The sequence below is a fragment of the Proteus columbae genome (assembly GCF_002777965.1).
GTDB lineage: Bacteria > Pseudomonadota > Gammaproteobacteria > Enterobacterales > Enterobacteriaceae > Proteus > Proteus columbae.
On sequence record NZ_NGVR01000030.1, the window covers coordinates 1 to 17,408 of the forward strand.

At 39.0% G+C, this 17,408-nt stretch carries 16 protein-coding genes; 14 read left to right on the forward strand and 2 right to left on the reverse strand.

From position 1 onward, the window contains the following. The first annotated feature begins 293 nt into the window (after positions 1-293). The 4 genes from CBE70_RS15825 to CBE70_RS15840 all read left to right on the forward strand — a co-directional run bounded on the left by CBE70_RS15825 (position 294) and on the right by CBE70_RS15840 (position 4,069). On the forward strand, positions 294-1,076 hold the full coding sequence (locus CBE70_RS15825) for an endonuclease/exonuclease/phosphatase family protein (RefSeq protein ID WP_100160069.1): 783 nt from the start codon (positions 294-296) through the stop codon (positions 1,074-1,076). A gap of 188 nt (positions 1,077-1,264) precedes the next feature. Then, positions 1,265-2,458 carry an NAD(P)/FAD-dependent oxidoreductase gene (locus tag CBE70_RS15830; protein ID WP_100160070.1) on the forward strand — a complete coding sequence of 398 codons (1,194 nt, stop codon included), beginning with the start codon at positions 1,265-1,267 and terminating at the stop codon, positions 2,456-2,458. 11 nt (positions 2,459-2,469) lie between these two features. After that, positions 2,470-2,868 carry a hypothetical protein gene (locus tag CBE70_RS15835; protein ID WP_100160071.1) on the forward strand — a complete coding sequence of 133 codons (399 nt, stop codon included), beginning with the start codon at positions 2,470-2,472 and terminating at the stop codon, positions 2,866-2,868. Between the two features lie 19 nt (positions 2,869-2,887). Beyond that, positions 2,888-4,069, forward strand: coding sequence for a methionine gamma-lyase (locus tag CBE70_RS15840; RefSeq protein WP_100160072.1), 1,182 nt, complete (start codon positions 2,888-2,890; stop codon positions 4,067-4,069). 86 nt (positions 4,070-4,155) lie between these two features. Here the strand turns inward: CBE70_RS15840 and CBE70_RS15845 are convergent, their stop codons facing one another. Next, positions 4,156-5,523, reverse strand: a complete 1,368-nt coding sequence (locus tag CBE70_RS15845) for an amino acid permease (protein WP_088494719.1) — start codon at positions 5,521-5,523, stop codon at positions 4,156-4,158. Positions 5,524-5,689: 166 nt separating this feature from the next. Between CBE70_RS15845 and queE the strand changes: the two genes are divergently transcribed. Further along, the gene (gene queE, locus CBE70_RS15850; RefSeq protein WP_100160073.1) at positions 5,690-6,361 is read left to right on the forward strand and encodes a 7-carboxy-7-deazaguanine synthase QueE; all 672 of its coding nucleotides are present in this window, start codon (positions 5,690-5,692) and stop codon (positions 6,359-6,361) included. 78 nt (positions 6,362-6,439) lie between these two features. On the opposite strand, the gene queD is transcribed toward queE, so the two are convergent. Next, complete coding sequence (queD, locus tag CBE70_RS15855; protein ID WP_088494721.1) at positions 6,440-6,805, reverse strand: 6-carboxytetrahydropterin synthase QueD; 366 nt, start codon at positions 6,803-6,805, stop codon at positions 6,440-6,442. 297 nt (positions 6,806-7,102) lie between these two features. Here queD and cysJ point away from each other — a divergent pair, with 297 nt between their 5' ends. From cysJ to ispD, 9 genes are all read left to right on the forward strand, one after another. Continuing rightward, a complete protein-coding gene (gene cysJ / locus CBE70_RS15860) occupies positions 7,103-8,914 on the forward strand; it encodes an NADPH-dependent assimilatory sulfite reductase flavoprotein subunit (protein WP_100160074.1) in 1,812 nt (603 codons plus the stop codon). A gap of 1 nt (position 8,915) precedes the next feature. Next, positions 8,916-10,646 carry an assimilatory sulfite reductase (NADPH) hemoprotein subunit gene (gene cysI / locus CBE70_RS15865; RefSeq protein ID WP_198585733.1) on the forward strand — a complete coding sequence of 577 codons (1,731 nt, stop codon included), beginning with the start codon at positions 8,916-8,918 and terminating at the stop codon, positions 10,644-10,646. After that, positions 10,643-11,374, forward strand: a complete 732-nt coding sequence (locus CBE70_RS15870; protein WP_100160076.1) for a phosphoadenylyl-sulfate reductase — start codon at positions 10,643-10,645, stop codon at positions 11,372-11,374. The genes cysI and CBE70_RS15870 overlap by 4 nt, the downstream gene beginning before the upstream one ends. A 205-nt stretch (positions 11,375-11,579) precedes the next feature. Next, entirely contained in the window at positions 11,580-13,001 is a 1,422-nt protein-coding gene (cysG, locus tag CBE70_RS15875) for a siroheme synthase CysG (RefSeq protein ID WP_100160077.1), read from the forward strand. 11 nt (positions 13,002-13,012) lie between these two features. Continuing rightward, positions 13,013-13,921: a sulfate adenylyltransferase subunit CysD gene (gene cysD, locus CBE70_RS15880; RefSeq protein ID WP_100160078.1), complete on the forward strand. Its 909-nt coding sequence runs from the start codon at positions 13,013-13,015 to the stop codon at positions 13,919-13,921. A gap of 11 nt (positions 13,922-13,932) precedes the next feature. After that, the gene (gene cysN, locus CBE70_RS15885; protein WP_100160079.1) at positions 13,933-15,384 is read left to right on the forward strand and encodes a sulfate adenylyltransferase subunit CysN; all 1,452 of its coding nucleotides are present in this window, start codon (positions 13,933-13,935) and stop codon (positions 15,382-15,384) included. Beyond that, the gene (gene cysC, locus CBE70_RS15890) at positions 15,381-15,998 is read left to right on the forward strand and encodes an adenylyl-sulfate kinase (protein ID WP_408634020.1); all 618 of its coding nucleotides are present in this window, start codon (positions 15,381-15,383) and stop codon (positions 15,996-15,998) included. The genes cysN and cysC overlap by 4 nt, the downstream gene beginning before the upstream one ends. Before the next feature lie 330 nt (positions 15,999-16,328). Next, positions 16,329-16,619 carry a cell division protein FtsB gene (gene ftsB, locus CBE70_RS15895; protein WP_036913758.1) on the forward strand — a complete coding sequence of 97 codons (291 nt, stop codon included), beginning with the start codon at positions 16,329-16,331 and terminating at the stop codon, positions 16,617-16,619. 39 nt (positions 16,620-16,658) lie between these two features. Continuing rightward, the gene (gene ispD / locus CBE70_RS15900) at positions 16,659-17,405 is read left to right on the forward strand and encodes a 2-C-methyl-D-erythritol 4-phosphate cytidylyltransferase (protein WP_100160081.1); all 747 of its coding nucleotides are present in this window, start codon (positions 16,659-16,661) and stop codon (positions 17,403-17,405) included. Positions 17,406-17,408: the final 3 nt, after the last annotated feature.

Below are 17,408 nucleotides of genomic sequence, written 5' to 3' on the forward strand. Positions count from 1 at the left end.
GAGCGGTAGTTCAGTTGGTTAGAATACCTGCCTGTCACGCAGGGGGTCGCGGGTTCGAGTCCCGTCCGTTCCGCCAACATTAAGAAACCTAAGTCTAACGACTTAGGTTTTTTTTTGCTTAAAATTTAGAGCAAAGTATAAATTAATCGGAACATTTTAAGTAAATATAACTATTATGTATAAAAATAATTACTTTTGTTGATTATGGTGCCCTTTTAAAGGATGAGAGCAGAGCTTGCCTTTGGTATACTTTAGTTATAGCAAGATATCTTGCTGTTTATCTGAGGTTGCTAATGGCGAAAAAACCGAATTATTCAGTGCGTTTTGTGGCAGGTCAACCTGTTGAGAGGATTGAGCCCAGCCCGCCTTTAAGTGAAAGAAAGGATACTCTAATCGGAATGCCACTTTACACAGAAGGCACTCTAAAAATTGCGGTTTGGAATATCTATAAACAGCAACGACTCAATTGGCGTAATATGTTGGAAACACTCTCAACAGATACGCATTTGCTTTTGTTACAAGAAGCGCAAACCACACCAGAGCTTGTCCGTTTTGCTGGAACTCATCATTTAATTGCAGATCAAGTCCCTGCCTTAGCTTTTCAACAACACCCAGCAGGTGTAATGACATTATCAAGTTCCCATCCTATCTATTGTTGTCCTCTCCGAGAGAAAGAGCCGTTTTTACGACTGCCTAAATCAGCATTAATTACAGTATATCCATTAATTACGGGTGAGCATTTAATGGTAATTAATGTACATGCGATTAATTTTAGTTTTGGTGTTGATGTTTATCAGCGTCAATTGAGTAATTTATCTGTTCACATCATGCATCATAAAGGGCCTGTTATTTTAGCGGGTGATTTTAATGCGTGGAGCCGCCCAAGAGTCAATGTATTAAAACGTTTTGCAAGAACGTTAAGACTTAAAGAAGTTATTTTTGATAACGATTGGCGTACAAAAGCCTTTGGTAAACCTTTGGATTATATTTTCTATCGAGGATTATCGTTGAATAAAGCCGAAGTATTAATCACAGATGCATCTGACCATCATCCTTTAATTGCGACATTCTATTAATAGGTTATGATAACATTTGTAAATATTAAATAATTAATATTTATATCTTGTATGACTATATCTATCATTTATTAATATAATTATATTGTACTTAACTAATCTATCTATTTAATCTATTTGTTATATTAACGTCATTTACTATACTTTTTTTGTTTGTCTATCTAATATCACTAGATTTAGGAAATAAAATGCCAACAAAAAATATAGTTATTATTGGCGGTGGTACCGGCGGAACTATTCTTGCTAATATCCTAGCTAAAAAATTAAATGACGAAATATTTTCAAATAAAATTAAAATTACACTTATTTCAGATAATCCTAATCACTATTATAAACCTGCATTTATGTATATTGCATTTAATCTTTTTTTAAAAGAAGAGTTAATGCGATCAGAAAGAAGTTTATTAAGACCTGAAATTGAATTTGTAATCGATAAAGCAGAACGTTTTGACTTTAATAATAAAGTGATTTATTGCGAATCTAATAAAAAATATAACTATGATTTTTTAGTATTAGCAACAGGTTGTGTTCCTAGTCCTCATAGAATTGAAGGATTAAAAGAAGCAGGAAATCATTTTTATCAATATGAAGCCGCTAGAACACTTGCTGATAAATTAGCTAAAATTGAAAAAGGTCGTGTATTTATTACTGTTAGCTTCCCTGAAACACCGAATGTACCTCATCAATGTGGTATTGCTCCTATGGAGACAACATTGATGCTGGATGAGCTTCTTCGCCAGCGTCGAGTGAGAAATAATATTGAAATTGTTTATACTTATCCTACGGTTTCTCAACTTCTAAGAAACTGTCTGTTTATGCAACAAGAAGTTTGTGAAGTTCTTCCAGCAGTATTCTCGGAGCGTGATATTAAAGCTAAACGAGGCTTTACATTGAGTCATGTTGATCCTGATAAGAAAATAGCTTACTCAAAAGAAGGCGAAGAAGAGCCATTTGATATCCTTATGAGTACACCACCTATTACTGCCGTTGAGGCAATTCGTAATACAGGTTTGAGTGAACATAATAACGGTGAAGGCTGGTTACCTACTGATCCTGAAACATTGCAAGTCTATGGATTAAATCAAGTGTATGTTCTTGGTGATACGGTTGATTTACCGATTAGTAAAGCTGGTGGTAGTTGTCATAACCAAGCTGGTGTAATTGCAAATAACATCTGTGGTGAACTTCGCTACGGTTACCCTGCTGCGATTTATGATGGTCGTGTGCAAGCGGTCGCACAAATGGGATTATCAGCAGGTATGCCATTACAGTATGACTATAAACATGACGTAATTCCTACACCACCAACAAAGCTGGGTGGATTACTGCGTAATAGTTATAACCGAGGTTTATATTGGGCAACCGTTAGAGGTTTATTATAGGGGATACAATAATGAGTGAAAATAATTTAAGCCCAGCAGATACTCAACTATTATCTGATGAAGATAAATTACATCTTCAACATTTATTAGAAAAAGCAAGACCATTATTAGCATTAAAGCGCTTTGATAATATCGTCGATTTATTATCTTTAATATCTGACTCAATAGATATTATGGATAATGCAACGGTTGAAAAACTTTCGGTTGCATTTGAAGAAACATTAATTCCAGTATGGGAGTTAAGTGCTGCTTATAATATGGCAAAGAAAGAATCTATTTATCAAGATAAAAAATATACATTAGGTTCAACTTTCGCATTATTAAGAAATCCTGATACCCTTAAAGGGATCTCAATTATTCTAAGAACAGTTCAAATTATCGGGGAAAATAACCAAAGAATAGAAAATTAATTAATAATTAGGAGATATAATGACGCAAAGTAATAAACATTTTAATACTCAAGCAATACATTATGGTTATTCTCCGTTAGATTCTCAGGGGGCATTAGTGCCTCCTGTTTTTCAAACATCCACTTTTGTTTTTCCAACGGCACAATATGGTGCTGATTGCTTTGCCGGAAAACAAAAAGGGCATTTTTATTCTCGTATCTCAAACCCTACTTTAGAGTTATTAGAAAAGCGTTTAGCACAATTAGAAAATGGTGAAGGCGCCATTGTTTTTTCTTCAGGAATGGGGGCAATTACCTCTAGTTGCTGGTCGTTACTTCAGCCTGGTGATGAACTTATTGCCGATATGACGCTTTATGGCTGCACTTTTACTTTTTTCAATCATGGGCTTGCTAAATTTGGTGTTAAAATAAAGCATGTTGATTTAACTAATATTGAAAAATTAAAAGAAGCGATCACAGAGAAAACTAAGCTCATTTTCTTTGAGACTCCTGCTAATCCTAATATGCGAGTGAGTGACATCGCAAAAATATCAGAAATTGCGCATCAACATCATATTTTAGTCATGGTAGATAGTACTTATTGCTCGCCTTATTTACAGCAGCCTTTAGGGCTTGGTGCTGATATTGTTGTGCATTCTATGACCAAATATTTATCAGGCCATGGAGATGTTACAGCAGGAGCAATTATTACCACGCACGCCCTAGTAGATAAAATACGTGTTGAAGGTCTAAAGGATATGACTGGTGCTTGTCTGTCTCCTCATGATGCCTCGTTAATATTACGAGGAATAAAAACGTTAGGCATAAGGATGGAGCAGATCTGCAAAAATGCACAGCGTATCGCACAATATCTTGAAGATAATCCTAAAGTCGAAACTATTCATTATCCTGGGCTGGCTTCTTTTCCTCAATATGAACTAGCCAAACGTCAAATGCGTTTAGCTGGAGGTATGATCGCCATTGAATTAAAGGGAGGAATAAAAGCAGGCAGAGAGTTTTTGAATCGCTTAAATCTCTTTAGTCGAGCAGTGAGTTTAGGAGACTGCGAATCTTTAGCTCAACATCCCGCCACAATGACTCATGCTACTTATAGTGCAGAAGAACGACAAAGGCATGGTATTAGTGATGGTTTGATTCGACTATCGATTGGTCTTGAAGATGTGGAAGATTTAATTGCCGATTTAGAACAAGCACTGGCTTAGTGAAGATCGCATAATAAAGAAAAAGGCTGTGAATTAATCCACAGCCTTTATTGTTTAGCTCAGAATTGTTGACTCAGAAAAGTGATTTATTTCTGGTTCATTCTTGGTTTGATACCCACATAGTAGCCGATAGTTAAAATAGCTACCCATACCATCCCGACAACCAAAGCCATTCTGGTTGACTCAAAATAGCCTAATATTGCAATAACAAACGCCATAAAGACGATAGTCAGTGCTGGAGCAACAGGCCATAGTGGAACTGGGAATTTCAGTGTTTTCACTTCATCTGCACTCATCTTACGACGCATAGCAACTTGAGAAAGTAAAATCATTAACCATACCCAAACTGTTGCAAATGTCGCAATAGAAGCGATTAAAACAAAGATTTGCTCTGGGATAAGGTAGTTAAGTACTACGCCCAGCAATAATACGACAGACATCACTAGTACCGTCATCCAAGGCACACCATTGCGGGTGAGCTTCATAAAGGATTTTGGTGCTTGTCCTTCTTGAGCCATACCGTACATCATACGGCCAGCGCCGAAGATATCACTGTTGATCGCAGAAATTGCTGCTGTAATAACCACAAGGTTTAAGATATTTGCTGCTGAATTGATCCCTAGATTTGAGAAAATCTGTACAAATGGGCTACCGTTATGGCCGATTTGTTGCCAAGGGAAAATGCACATTAGAATGAAAATCGTCAGTACATAGAATAATAAGATACGAAAAGGTACGGCATTGATAGCTTTAGGAATGGTTTTTTCAGGATCTTTAGCTTCACTGGCAGTAATACCAATGACTTCAATCCCACCAAACGCAAACATCACAATGGCAAGCGAAGCGATAACCCCTTCAATTCCATTTGGCATAAAACCACCAAACTCCCATAAGTTAGAGATACCAATAGGATGTTCAGTTTGTTGGCCAAAGCCATACATCATAATGACAACACCACCAATTATCATGGCAATAATTGCAGTGACTTTGACGATAGAAAGCCAAAACTCCATTTCACCAAATATCTTCACATGGCAAAGGTTTAAGGCACCAATAAAGCAAACTATCCCTAATACCCATATCCATTGATCAACATCTGGGAACCAGAGTTTCATATAGAAACCAAATGCGGTGACGTCAGCTAAACAGACAATCAGCATTTCAAAAACGTAGTTCCAGCCCGTTAAGAAGCCTGCTAAAGGCCCCATATAATGGCTTGCATATTGTGAAAAAGAGCCTGCAACAGGATGATGAACTGCCATTTCACCTAATGCACGCATAACCATAAATACTGCTGCACCACCAATAAGGTAAGCAAGCAATACAGCCGGACCCGCTTTCTCAATAGCAGCCGCAGAGCCATAAAATAAACCTGTACCGATTGCAGAGCCTAGCGCCATGAAACGAATGTGCCGCCCTGATAATCCTCGTGAAAGTTGATTCTCTTTTTGCATCTAAAGTATTCCCATCTCTGTCCAACGGAGGAACTCTATCCTCTTTTTCAGTGTCTTCTCGCACGTTAGCTATTCAAAACAAACCATGTACCTTATCATAAAGCCTCTTACGGTGAGATAGTTATCTGTAATAATCATCAGCATTCATTGGATATCAGAGTTTCTTATGCAATACCCCATTAATGAAGTGTTTCAAACCTTACAGGGTGAAGGTGTTTTTACTGGCGTCCCTGCACTTTTTGTTCGATTACAGGGGTGTCCTGTAGGTTGTAGTTGGTGTGATACCAAACATACTTGGGAAAAAGAAGACGAAAAAAAAGTTCCTCTTGGCGATATTCCTATTAAAACGCAAGAAAGCGATACTTGGGGAGAAGCCAGTGTTGCTCAGATTTTATCACTTTTTCAACAGCAAGGTTATAGCGCAAAACATGTGGTTATCACGGGAGGTGAGCCTTGCTTATATGATTTACGTCCTTTAACAGAAGGACTAGAGCAAGCTGGTTTTGCCTGTCAGATAGAAACCAGTGGTACTCACGATATTTTATGTAGTGAGAAAACATGGGTGACACTTTCCCCAAAAGTAGGCATGAAAGGGGGATTTACGGTATTACCCAGTGCAATCAATCGATCAAATGAGATAAAACATCCTGTTGGGCGTGAAAAAGATATTGAAACGTTAGATGCCTTACTGACATTACGCACAAAATACCCTGCACCTGTTGTTGCCTTACAACCCATTAGTTGTAAAGAGCGCGCGACAGCATTATGTATTAAAACCTGTATTGAACGTAATTGGCGTTTCTCGATGCAAACGCATAAATATTTAAATATTGCGTGATCATGTTTTTAATATAAAAAATCAGCCAATAAAAGGCTGATTTTCTTTTAGGTGGAAAGGCTTAATGTTAAACCCGATTTACTCACCGCGATAAATACATCCTGCTGTACACGTCTCTTTCACCATCACTGCAGATAATAATGGCAATGAGGGTTTTACTTGTTGCCAAATCCATTTTGCCAGCACTTCGCTGGTCGGATTTTCTAGACCTTCAATTTCATTAAGATAGTAGTGATCTAGGCGCTCAAGAGTAGGTTTAAATGCGGCTTTCACATCAGCAAAATCAATAAGCCAACCTGAATGTGCATCAACTTCACCTGTTAGTTCTAATCTAACAAGGAAAGAGTGCCCATGAAGACGTCCACATTTGTGGCCTTCAGGAACATGGGGTAAATGGTGGGCAGCTTCAAACTGAAAATCTTTAAAGATGGTGGTTGTCATCAAAACTCTCTTGACTTAATTAGTAAAAAAGAAACCGATAGAACGAATTGGCTACCAGTGTAGCCGATTTAGCGTATCACGCCTAATCTCCGTTAATCTTAATCACTTATTAGCCTCCTCAGTGCTTATCTATTATATCGATAAAGGAAATCAATAAATAAATTTAGCATTTAAGGTTATTAGATAGAGCCAACAGGTCTTTAATTCACCTTCTAGTCGTGGGATACCCTCTCAATATTAGAAATATTATCAAAGAACAATAAAGCACAGATAAGTGCTTCGCTTTTTAAGGCAGGATAAATGAGCAATCAACCTCCATTATTATCAATGCTTCCATTAACACCGGAACAATTGAATCAATTACAGGACGCAACAAAAGATCTCTCAACAGCGCAAATGGCGTGGTTATCTGGTTATTTGTGGGGACAGCTTAATCCTTCAGTCGTACCTACATCGACAACGGTTACTTCAGCACAAGTGCCAGAGCAGGAAACCATTACATTGATCTCCGCTTCTCAAACCGGTAATGCGCGTCATCTTGCAGAACAGTTACGAGATAATTTGGTTGCTCACAAATTGAATGTAGAACTATATTCTGCAGGTGAATATAAGTTTAAGCAGATCCATAAAACAACAACCTTGATCATCATTGCATCGACACAAGGTGAAGGTGATCCTCCCGAAGAAGCGATAGCGTTTTATAAATATCTGAATTCTAAAAAAGCCGCTGAAATGAAAGAAACGGCTTATGCAGTATTGAGTTTAGGGGATACCTCATATGAGCATTTCTGTAAGGCAGGAAAAGACTTTGATGAGCGAATGGCACAACTGGGGGCAACTCGTTTATTACCAAGAGTTGATGCTGATGTTGAATATCAATCTGTTGCGGATGAATGGATAAAACAGCTTACAGAACTCTTAAAAGCAAGAGTGCCAGCACAAAGTACGCAAATCTTACAACAAACACAGTCAGGCACGACGGATACGGTTAATACCTCTATTTATCATAGAGATGTGCCTTTTACTGCCACATTACTGACTAATCAAAAAATCACAGGTAGAAATTCAGATAGAGATATTCGCCATATTGAAATCAGCCTTGAAGGTTCTGATTTGCAATATCAACCGGGTGATGCGCTGGGAGTTTGGTTTAATAACTCATCTGAAAAAGTTGATGAACTTATTGCTTTGTTGTGGCTAAAGGGTGATGAACCAGTCTCGTTAAAATCTCAAACATTTACTTTAAAAGAAGCGTTGCTGCACCATTGCGAGTTAACTCAAAATAGCGCACCTATCGTAAAAGCCTATGCCCAATTGACACGCCATGAAGATCTATTGTCATTGGTGGCTGATAAAACCAAGCTTCAGCAATATGCAGAAAAACACCCTATTAATGAGATGGTGCGCCAATATTGTGCTCAGCCCACGGCACAAGATTTTGTTGATATTTTACGTCCACTTACTCCTCGCCTTTACTCTATTGCATCGTCACAACAAGAAGTAGAAGACGAGGTACACCTTACTTTAGGCGTTGTACGTTACGACGTTAACGCCCGAGCTTATACCGGTGGAGCCTCTGGTTTTTTAGCAGATAGCTTGAAAGATGGCGATAGCGTCAATGTTTTTATCGAAAAAAATGCACATTTTCGTCTCCCTGAGGATAACACCGCACCTGTCATTATGATTGGTCCAGGTACAGGCATCGCACCTTTTAGAAGTTTTATGCAACAGCGCGAAAATGACGCAGCAACAGGTAAAAATTGGTTATTTTTTGGTAATCCTCATTTTGTAGAAGATTTTCTCTATCAAGTGGAATGGCAACGTTATGTCAAAAGCGGTCTGTTAACTCATATCGATTTAGCATGGTCACGCGATCAAGCACATAAAATTTATGTACAAGATAAATTGCGTGAACGTGGTAATGAGATTTGGCAATGGTTACAGCAGGGTGCTTATCTTTATGTTTGTGGTGATGCATCACGAATGGCAAAAGATGTTGAACAGGCATTGTTAGATATTGTGATGGAGTATGGCAATAAAAATATTGAAGAAGCAGATGAATACTTAAGTGAGCTACGTCTAGAACGGCGTTATCAGAGGGATGTCTATTAAAATGAAATCACACACTCAAGCGCCCTTAGTGGTTGAAGGGAAACTGGCTGATAGTGAACGCATGAAAAAAGAGAGTCACTTTTTACGCGGCACTATTACAGAAGACTTACAAAATGGTTTAACTGGTGGTTTTGAAGGCGATAACTTTTTGTTAATTCGCTTTCATGGCATGTATCAGCAAGATGACAGAGATATTCGTGCTGAACGTGCGGAGCAAATGCTAGAACCTCGCCATGCAATGATGCTACGTTGCCGTTTACCCGGTGGCATTATTTCGCCTAAACAGTGGCTTAGTATTGATAAGTTTGCGACTGAAAATACGCTTTATGGCAGTATTCGTATTACTAATCGTCAAACATTTCAATTTCATGGCATTTTAAAAGGCAATGTAAAACCCGCACATCAAATGCTTGCAGCAACAGGGTTGGATTCTCTAGCTACTGCGAATGATGTTAACCGTAATGTCTTATGTACTTCAAACCCAGTGCAATCTTCACTACACCAAGAAGCGTATGAGTGGGCGAAAAAAATATCAGAACACTTATTACCTCGCACTCATGCTTATGCGGAAATTTGGTTAGATAAAGAGAAAGTTGCAACCACAGACGAAGAGCCTATTTTGGGGGAAACCTACTTACCACGAAAATTTAAAACGTCAGTGGTGATCCCTCCCCATAATGATGTTGATCTTCATGCAAATGACATGAATTTTATTGCGATTGCTGAAAACGGGCATCTAGTGGGTTTTAACGTGCTTGTTGGCGGTGGTTTAGCCATGACGCATGGCGATAAGAATACCTTTCCTCGCTTAGCCAGTGAGTTTGGTTATATCCCTATCGAAAATACATTAGCAATTGCAGAAGCGATTGTGACAACTCAGCGTGACTGGGGAAACCGGACTGAACGCAAAAATGCAAAAACAAAATACACATTAGAACGTGTTGGCATAGAGACGTTTAAACAAGAGGTTGAACGCCGCTCAGGTGTTACATTTGAGGCTATTCGACCTTATGAATTTACCCATCGAGGCGATCAAATTGGTTGGTTAAAAGGTGTTGATGATAAATGGCACCTGACTTTATTTATTGAAAGTGGACGGTTGATTGATACACCAGATTCTCCGCTAAAAACAGGTGTTGCTGAAATCGCTAAAATTCATCAAGGTGATTTTCGTCTTACCGCAAATCAAAACTTAATTGTCGCAGGTGTACTTGAAAGCGAAAAAGCCAATATTGAAGCGATTGCACGTCAATATGGTTTGATTAGCGATAATGTTACACCATTGCGTGAACATGCGATGGCGTGTGTTTCTTTTCCAACATGCCCATTGGCGATGGCAGAAGCTGAGCGCTTTTTACCCTCATTCACTGATACACTTGATAGTTTAATGGCTAAACATGGTGTGAGTGAAGAGCATATAGTTGTGCGCGTAACAGGATGCCCAAATGGCTGTGGTCGAGCGATGCTTGCAGAAGTGGGGCTGGTGGGTAAAGCGCCTGATCGTTACAACTTGCATTTAGGCGGTAATCGCATCGGGACACGTATTCCGAGAATGTATCGTGAAAATATTACCTCGCAAGAAATCATCGCAATACTTGATTCACTGATTGGTGAATGGGCGGTTTCTCGTCATAACAATGAGGGGTTTGGTGATTTTCTTATTCGTACTAATGTGGTTAAACCTGTACTGAATTCAGCAATTGATTTTTATGAAGTACAGGAGGCGATATGAGTTTATTTCAGCTTGCTTCGCTAAAACAGTTACCTGTTGAAGAGCAGACAGATGCTTTGCGCCAGATTAATCAACAGTTAGAGCAATTAAGTGCTATTGAACGGGTTACTTGGGCTTTAGAACATTTACCTAAAACCTATGTATTAAGCTCTAGTTTTGGTATTCAAGCAGCAGTTTGCCTGCATTTGATAACAAGGCAATACCCTGATATTCCAGCAATTTTGACTGATACAGGTTACTTATTTCCTGAAACTTACCAATTTATTGATACGCTGACTCAGCAGTTACAACTTAACTTGAAGGTCTATCGGGCTGAAATATCTTCATCTTGGCAAGAAGCGCGTTACGGTAAACTTTGGTTAGAAGGTATTGAGGGTATTGAACGTTATAATCAGATAAACAAAGTAGAGCCAATGGAAAGAGCTTTACGTGAATTACAGGCTCAAACGTGGTTTGCAGGTCTTCGTCGTCAGCAATCTAAAAGCCGTGAACATTTACCAGTGCTTTCAATCGCAAAAGGGATCTTTAAGTTTTTACCCATCGTAGATTGGGATAATAAGAAAGTTTATCAATATCTTAAAGAAAACGACTTACCTTATCACCCTTTATGGGAGCAAGGTTATCTCTCTGTGGGAGATACTCATACAACCCGAAAATGGGAAGAGGGTATGAATGAAGAAGAAACACGATTTTTTGGCTTAAAACGTGAGTGTGGATTACACGAATAACGTCATTATCTACCAATAAATAATTGGGGTAATAGAGTTTATCTATTGCCCTTTTTGTCATTCTTAAAATTATAACCATTTGAAAATATTTTATTTTTTCTTATTCCTTTCTGTTCCATCACATAGCTTTTTGTCATTTCATAACCCTTAAAGCACCTTTTATAGTCGTTAGTTATAAAGTGAACAACGAAGGTGAAATACGCGTATGGATTACCTACCCTTATTTGTGGAATTAAAAGAACGCCCAGTGTTATTGGTTGGTGGTGGTCATGTTGCTGCGCGTAAAGCTTTGCTGTTGTTAAGAGTGGGTTCTCGCTTAAGAGTGATTGCACCTCAGTTATGTGATGAATTACATCTTGCTTATCAGCAAAATAAAATTGAATGGGTATCAGCCAAGTATCAGTCTGAACATCTATTAGGAATGATGCTTGTGATTGTAGCAACGGATGATAGTGCGCTTAATCAGCAAGTTTATCTTGATGCACAAGCACGACATATTTTTGTTAATGTGGTGGATTCACAGCCTCAATGCTCATTTATCTTTCCTGCCATTATCGATAGAAACCCTATTTTGATTGCAATTTCATCTGCGGGAAAAGCACCCGTTTTAGTACGAATGATACGTGAGAAATTAGAAGCCTTATTACCCGCGTCATTGGGAACTATGGCGACAATAGCTGGAAAATGGCGTAATAAAGTGAAACAGCGTTTAGAAACTTTTCAAGCTCGTTGTCGTTTTTGGGAGCAAGCCTTCAGTGGTAAATTCGCCTCTTTAGTAGCAAGCGATCAATTAGCACAAGCAGAAGCTTTGCTTGAACAACAATTGAAACAAAAAGAGATCCAACAAGGTGAACTAGCATTAGTTGGGGCAGGTCCCGGTGACGCAGGATTATTAACACTGCGCGGTTTGCAGGTTATTCAACAAGCCGAAGTTGTGCTCTATGACAGTTTAGTGAGTCCGGAGGTTTTAGAGCTTGTTCGTCGTGATGCTGACACTATTTGTGTAGGTAAAAGAGCGGGACACCACAGTGTTTCTCAAGAAGAAACCAATGTGCTGATCGTGAAATATGTGCAACTTGGTAAACGCGTTGTCAGATTAAAAGGTGGTGATCCCTTTATTTTTGGACGAGGCGGCGAAGAACTAGAGATCGCAGTACAACATGGCATTTCATTCCAAGTTATTCCCGGTGTTACTGCGGCAAGTGGCGCAAGTGCATACGCAGGTATTCCATTAACGCATCGTCAATATGCACAAAGCGTCACCTTTATGACAGGGCATTGTAAACCCGATGGGATAGAGCCTGATTGGGCTTCATTAGCGCAGGCGAACCATACGCTAGCAATTTATATGGGAACAACACAAGCTGAGCTTATTAGCCAACGATTAATTGAGTTGGGGCGTTCACCTTTAACGCCGATTGCTGTCATTAGTTGTGGTACACGTCATGATCAACAAGTGCTGACAGGAAACTTAACGCAACTCGCACAATTAGCAGAAAAAGCACCTACGCCAGCTTTATTGATTGTCGGAGAAGTTGCCGCATTACATCACCAACTTGCGTGGTTTGGCGATAGACAATTCCAATCAACATCATCAATCCATTCATCTTTGGTTCATTTTGCCTAAACGAGGTTGTTATGAATGAAACACAATTAACCCATCTTCAGCAATTAGAAGCAGAAAGTATTTATATTCTGCGCGAAGTTGTCGCTGAATTTGAAAATCCCGTCATGCTTTATTCAATAGGCAAAGATTCCTCGGTGATGTTGCATTTAGCTCGTAAAGCGTTTTATCCCGCGAAATTACCTTTCCCTTTGTTGCATGTTGATACTGGCTGGAAATTCCGAGAAATGTATGAATTTCGAGATAAAACGGCTAAAGAATATGGTTTTGATCTTAACGTTTATCGCAATCCGCAAGGGGTAGAACTTGGCATTAATCCGTTTATTCATGGTAGTGCAAAACACACCGATATCATGAAAACAGAAGGACTAAAGCAAGCCTTAGACAAATATGGTTTTGATGCGGCATTTGGTGGAGCGCGTCGTGATGAAGAAAAATCACGAGCTAAAGAGCGTATTTATTCGTTTAGAGATAGAAAGCATCGCTGGGATCCAAAAAACCAACGACCTGAATTATGGAAAAACTATAACGGACAGGTTAATAAAGGTGAAAGTATTCGTGTATTTCCGCTATCTAACTGGACGGAGCTTGATATTTGGCAATATATCTATTTAGAGAATATCGACATTGTTCCTCTCTATTTTGCAAAAAATAGACCTGTTATTGAACGTGATGGCACCTTAATTATGGTAGATGACGACAGAATTGATCTAAAACCGGGTGAGGTGATCACACAGCAAAAAGTGAGATTTAGAACGCTGGGATGCTGGCCATTAACGGGTGCTATTCCTTCACAAGCAGAAACTCTACCCGCCATTATTGAAGAAATGCTGATTTCCACCAGCAGTGAACGACAAGGGCGTTTAATTGATAGTGATCAGTCAGCCTCAATGGAACTGAAAAAGCGCCAAGGTTATTTTTAATCGGAGGAAATATGGGACTTTTAGCCGTAAAAACGAATCAACTTGTCGCGGGTGAAATCGCACAACAGGGCGGTGTAGATCGCTATCTTAAGACCCAACAGAATAAAGGATTACTACGATTTTTAACCTGTGGGAATGTCGATGATGGAAAAAGTACATTAATAGGGCGTTTACTTCATGACACAAGGCAGATCTATGAAGATCAGCTTTCTACATTACAAAATGAAAGTAAAAAGATCGGCACTCAAGGTGAAAAGCTCGATCTGGCTTTGCTGGTGGATGGATTAGCAGCAGAAAGAGAGCAGGGGATCACTATTGATGTTGCTTACCGCTATTTTTCAACTTCAAAGCGTAAGTTTATTATTGCTGATACGCCAGGACATGCTCAATATACCCGCAATATGGCGACAGGAGCATCAACAAGTTCACTTTCTATTCTGTTGATCGATGCTCGAAAAGGTGTACAAGAACAAACACGGCGACACAGTTTTATCAGCACACTCCTTGGGATCCGCCATTTAATTGTTGCGATCAATAAAATGGATCTGGTGGATTATCAGCAAGCGACCTTTGATTCGATCCAGCAAGATTATCTTAAATTTGCCGATCAACTGCCAACAGATCTTACCATTGAATTTGTCCCTATTTCCGCCCTTGATGGTGACAATGTGGTTTCTCCCTCATTGAATATGCCTTGGTATCAAGGAAAAACGTTGCTTTCATTATTAGAGGATGCGCCGGTTAAATTGGGTTCAGACTCGCAAGCACTGCGTTTTCCTGTGCAATATGTGAATCGCCCAAATCTAGATTTTAGAGGATACAGCGGTACGGTGTCTTCAGGTGTGCTTTATCAAGGGCAAAAAATCAAAGTATTGCCTTCAGAAAAACATACAACGATTAAACGCATTGTCACTTTTGATGGTGATCTAACGCAAGCTAAAGCAGGGCAAGCAATCACGCTGGTTCTGGCAGATGAAATTGATATTAGTCGTGGAGATATTATCGTTGATGATAACGATACAACCGCCAATATTAGCACTCATGCGTTAATTGACGTGGTGTGGATGTCAGAACAGCCTTTAGTGCAAGGTCATACTCTGGATATCAAAATTGCAGGTAAAAAAAGCCGTGCAAAAATAGAGAATATTCATTATCAAGTGGATGTAAATAAGCTCACTCAACAAGTAACAGATAACTTAAGTTTAAATGCGATAGGTAGTGTTGAAGTCTCATTTGAAGAGCCTCTGGTGCTGGATAACTATCAAATTAATGCTGATACTGGAGGATTAATTCTTATTGATCGACTAAGCAATGTCACCGTAGGCGCTGGACTTATTCGAGAAACGAGAGATAACGCCATACAAACTATGACGCAATATGATGCTTTTGAAGTTGAGTTAAATCAGCTTATCCGTCGCCACTTTCCCCATTGGGGAGCGAGAGATCTTCTTGGAGGAAAATAGTGGTGATAAGCAACGATATTGTTTGGCATCCTCATAAAATTGGATTAAATGAACGCGAATCACAACAAGCACACAAAGGATGTGTGCTTTGGTTTACAGGGTTATCTGGCTCAGGTAAATCCACACTTGCTGATGCACTAGAACAAGCGCTTTATCAGTATTCACAAAAACATTCGCCTATTCATACTTATTTATTAGATGGGGATAACTTACGCCATGGATTATGTTGTGATCTCGGATTTAGCGCAGAAGATAGGCATGAGAATATCCGCCGTGTGGGGGAAGTGGCTAAATTGATGGTCGATGCGGGGCTTATTGTCTTAACAGCTTTTATCTCGCCTTACCAAAAAGACAGACAACAAGTTAGAGATCGTTTTGAGCAAGGAAGATTTATTGAGATCTTTGTTGATACACCACTTTCTATTTGTGAAGCCCGAGATCCGAAAGGGCTTTATCAAAAAGCAAGACGTGGTGAAATAAAGCAATTTTCAGGTATAGATTCGCCTTATGAACCGCCCATTGATCCTGAATTACATTTAGATGGTACACTTTCTATAAGTGAACTAATCCAACAAATTCTCGCATATCTACGGCAAAACCAAATTTACCGTTAATCTGATGATGACATTAAATTATCTTTGCACGAACCTCCCATAAAAAGGGGGAATGTGTAGAGATAATGTATGCAATTAGAGTAAAAACGCTGATTCCGGCATACCATTTAAAATACAACTCACGCTTTAATTGAGCATTCATTTATTTATAAATTAACCCCATAGCACTTCATCTTAATAAGAAAAAATCAAACCTTAGTCTGATTTTTATAGAAGTTACCCGCGTTTATAGTGAGGAGAATAGGAATAATAATGTAATATATTCCAGCACTGTTGTGGCGTCTGTGGTTGAGTTGTGGGATGATTAGCCCATTAATCTTGGGGGTGGTAATGGGGAAATTAACAGTCTTACTTCTGATTTTACTTGGTTGGCTACAATATTCATTGTGGTTAGGTAAAAATGGTATCCATGATTACAACAAAGTAACTCAAGAAGTTGAATCTGCATTGGCGCAAAATACGCAGTTAAAAGAGCGTAATGATCGTCTATTTGCGGAGATTGATGACCTCAATGGCGGGCAAGAAGCATTAGAAGAACGTGCTCGTAGTGAATTAGGAATGATAAAGCCTAATGAGACATTTTTCCGTATTGTGAGCGATAAATCTCAACCACGTCGTTAATTTATTGAATTAATAGTGTGTCCTGATACAAATATCATAATGAATATAACAAACTCAACTCTTCCTATTGTTGCTGTTATTCCAGCGGCTGGTATTGGAAGTCGAATGCAATCAGTCTGTCCAAAACAATATTTGAAGATTGGTGGATTGACTATTCTTGAACATACCATTAATGCCTTATTAAAACACCCACGTATAACGCAAATTATCGTGGCGATCAGCCCTAATGACAGCTATTTTCACTCTTTACCTTTAGCGCAAGATCAAAGAATAATTACGGTTAATGGTGGTGGTGAACGTGCTGACTCTGTATTGTCAGGTTTAGAGTATGTCACTCAACACTTTTCTGAAAATACATGGGCGTTAGTTCATGATGCAGCAAGACCTTGCTTGCATTTTGGCGATCTTGATCATCTTATTAAATTAATTGATGAAAACGTTATGGATCCACAATTTTGTGGTGGCATTCTTGCGACACCTGTTCGCGATACAATGAAACGTAGTCATCAGCAAGATAATCATATTGAACAAACAGTAGAAAGAACAACCCTATGGCATGCTTTAACGCCACAATTCTTTCCTGCCTTGTTATTAAAACAAAATATAGAAAATGCACTCTCACAAAAAGCAACGATCACTGATGAGGCCTCAGCGATGGAGTTTGCTGGATATGAACCTTTATTAGTTAAAGGTCGTGCAGATAATATTAAAGTTACTCAGCCAGAAGATTTAGCGCTTGCAGAGTTTTTCCTCTCACGCCAAATCACCAGTATAAGGAACACATAATAA

What these genes read in the sequence shown, in the direction of transcription:
- CBE70_RS15825 (WP_100160069.1), top strand. Translation starts at nt 294, where the DNA reads ATGGCGAAAAAACCGAATTATTCAGTGCGTTTTGTGGCAGGTCAACCT.
- CBE70_RS15830 (WP_100160070.1), top strand. Translation starts at nt 1,265, where the DNA reads ATGCCAACAAAAAATATAGTTATTATTGGCGGTGGTACCGGCGGAACT.
- CBE70_RS15835 (WP_100160071.1), top strand. Translation starts at nt 2,470, where the DNA reads ATGAGTGAAAATAATTTAAGCCCAGCAGATACTCAACTATTATCTGAT.
- CBE70_RS15840 (WP_100160072.1), top strand. Translation starts at nt 2,888, where the DNA reads ATGACGCAAAGTAATAAACATTTTAATACTCAAGCAATACATTATGGT.
- CBE70_RS15845 (WP_088494719.1), bottom strand. Translation starts at nt 5,523, where the DNA reads ATGCAAAAAGAGAATCAACTTTCACGAGGATTATCAGGGCGGCACATT.
- queE (WP_100160073.1), top strand. Translation starts at nt 5,690, where the DNA reads ATGCAATACCCCATTAATGAAGTGTTTCAAACCTTACAGGGTGAAGGT.
- cysJ (WP_100160074.1), top strand. Translation starts at nt 7,103, where the DNA reads ATGAGCAATCAACCTCCATTATTATCAATGCTTCCATTAACACCGGAA.
- cysI (WP_198585733.1), top strand. Translation starts at nt 8,916, where the DNA reads ATGAAATCACACACTCAAGCGCCCTTAGTGGTTGAAGGGAAACTGGCT.
- CBE70_RS15870 (WP_100160076.1), top strand. Translation starts at nt 10,643, where the DNA reads ATGAGTTTATTTCAGCTTGCTTCGCTAAAACAGTTACCTGTTGAAGAG.
- cysG (WP_100160077.1), top strand. Translation starts at nt 11,580, where the DNA reads ATGGATTACCTACCCTTATTTGTGGAATTAAAAGAACGCCCAGTGTTA.
- cysD (WP_100160078.1), top strand. Translation starts at nt 13,013, where the DNA reads ATGAATGAAACACAATTAACCCATCTTCAGCAATTAGAAGCAGAAAGT.
- cysN (WP_100160079.1), top strand. Translation starts at nt 13,933, where the DNA reads ATGGGACTTTTAGCCGTAAAAACGAATCAACTTGTCGCGGGTGAAATC.
- ftsB (WP_036913758.1), top strand. Translation starts at nt 16,329, where the DNA reads ATGGGGAAATTAACAGTCTTACTTCTGATTTTACTTGGTTGGCTACAA.
- ispD (WP_100160081.1), top strand. Translation starts at nt 16,659, where the DNA reads ATGAATATAACAAACTCAACTCTTCCTATTGTTGCTGTTATTCCAGCG.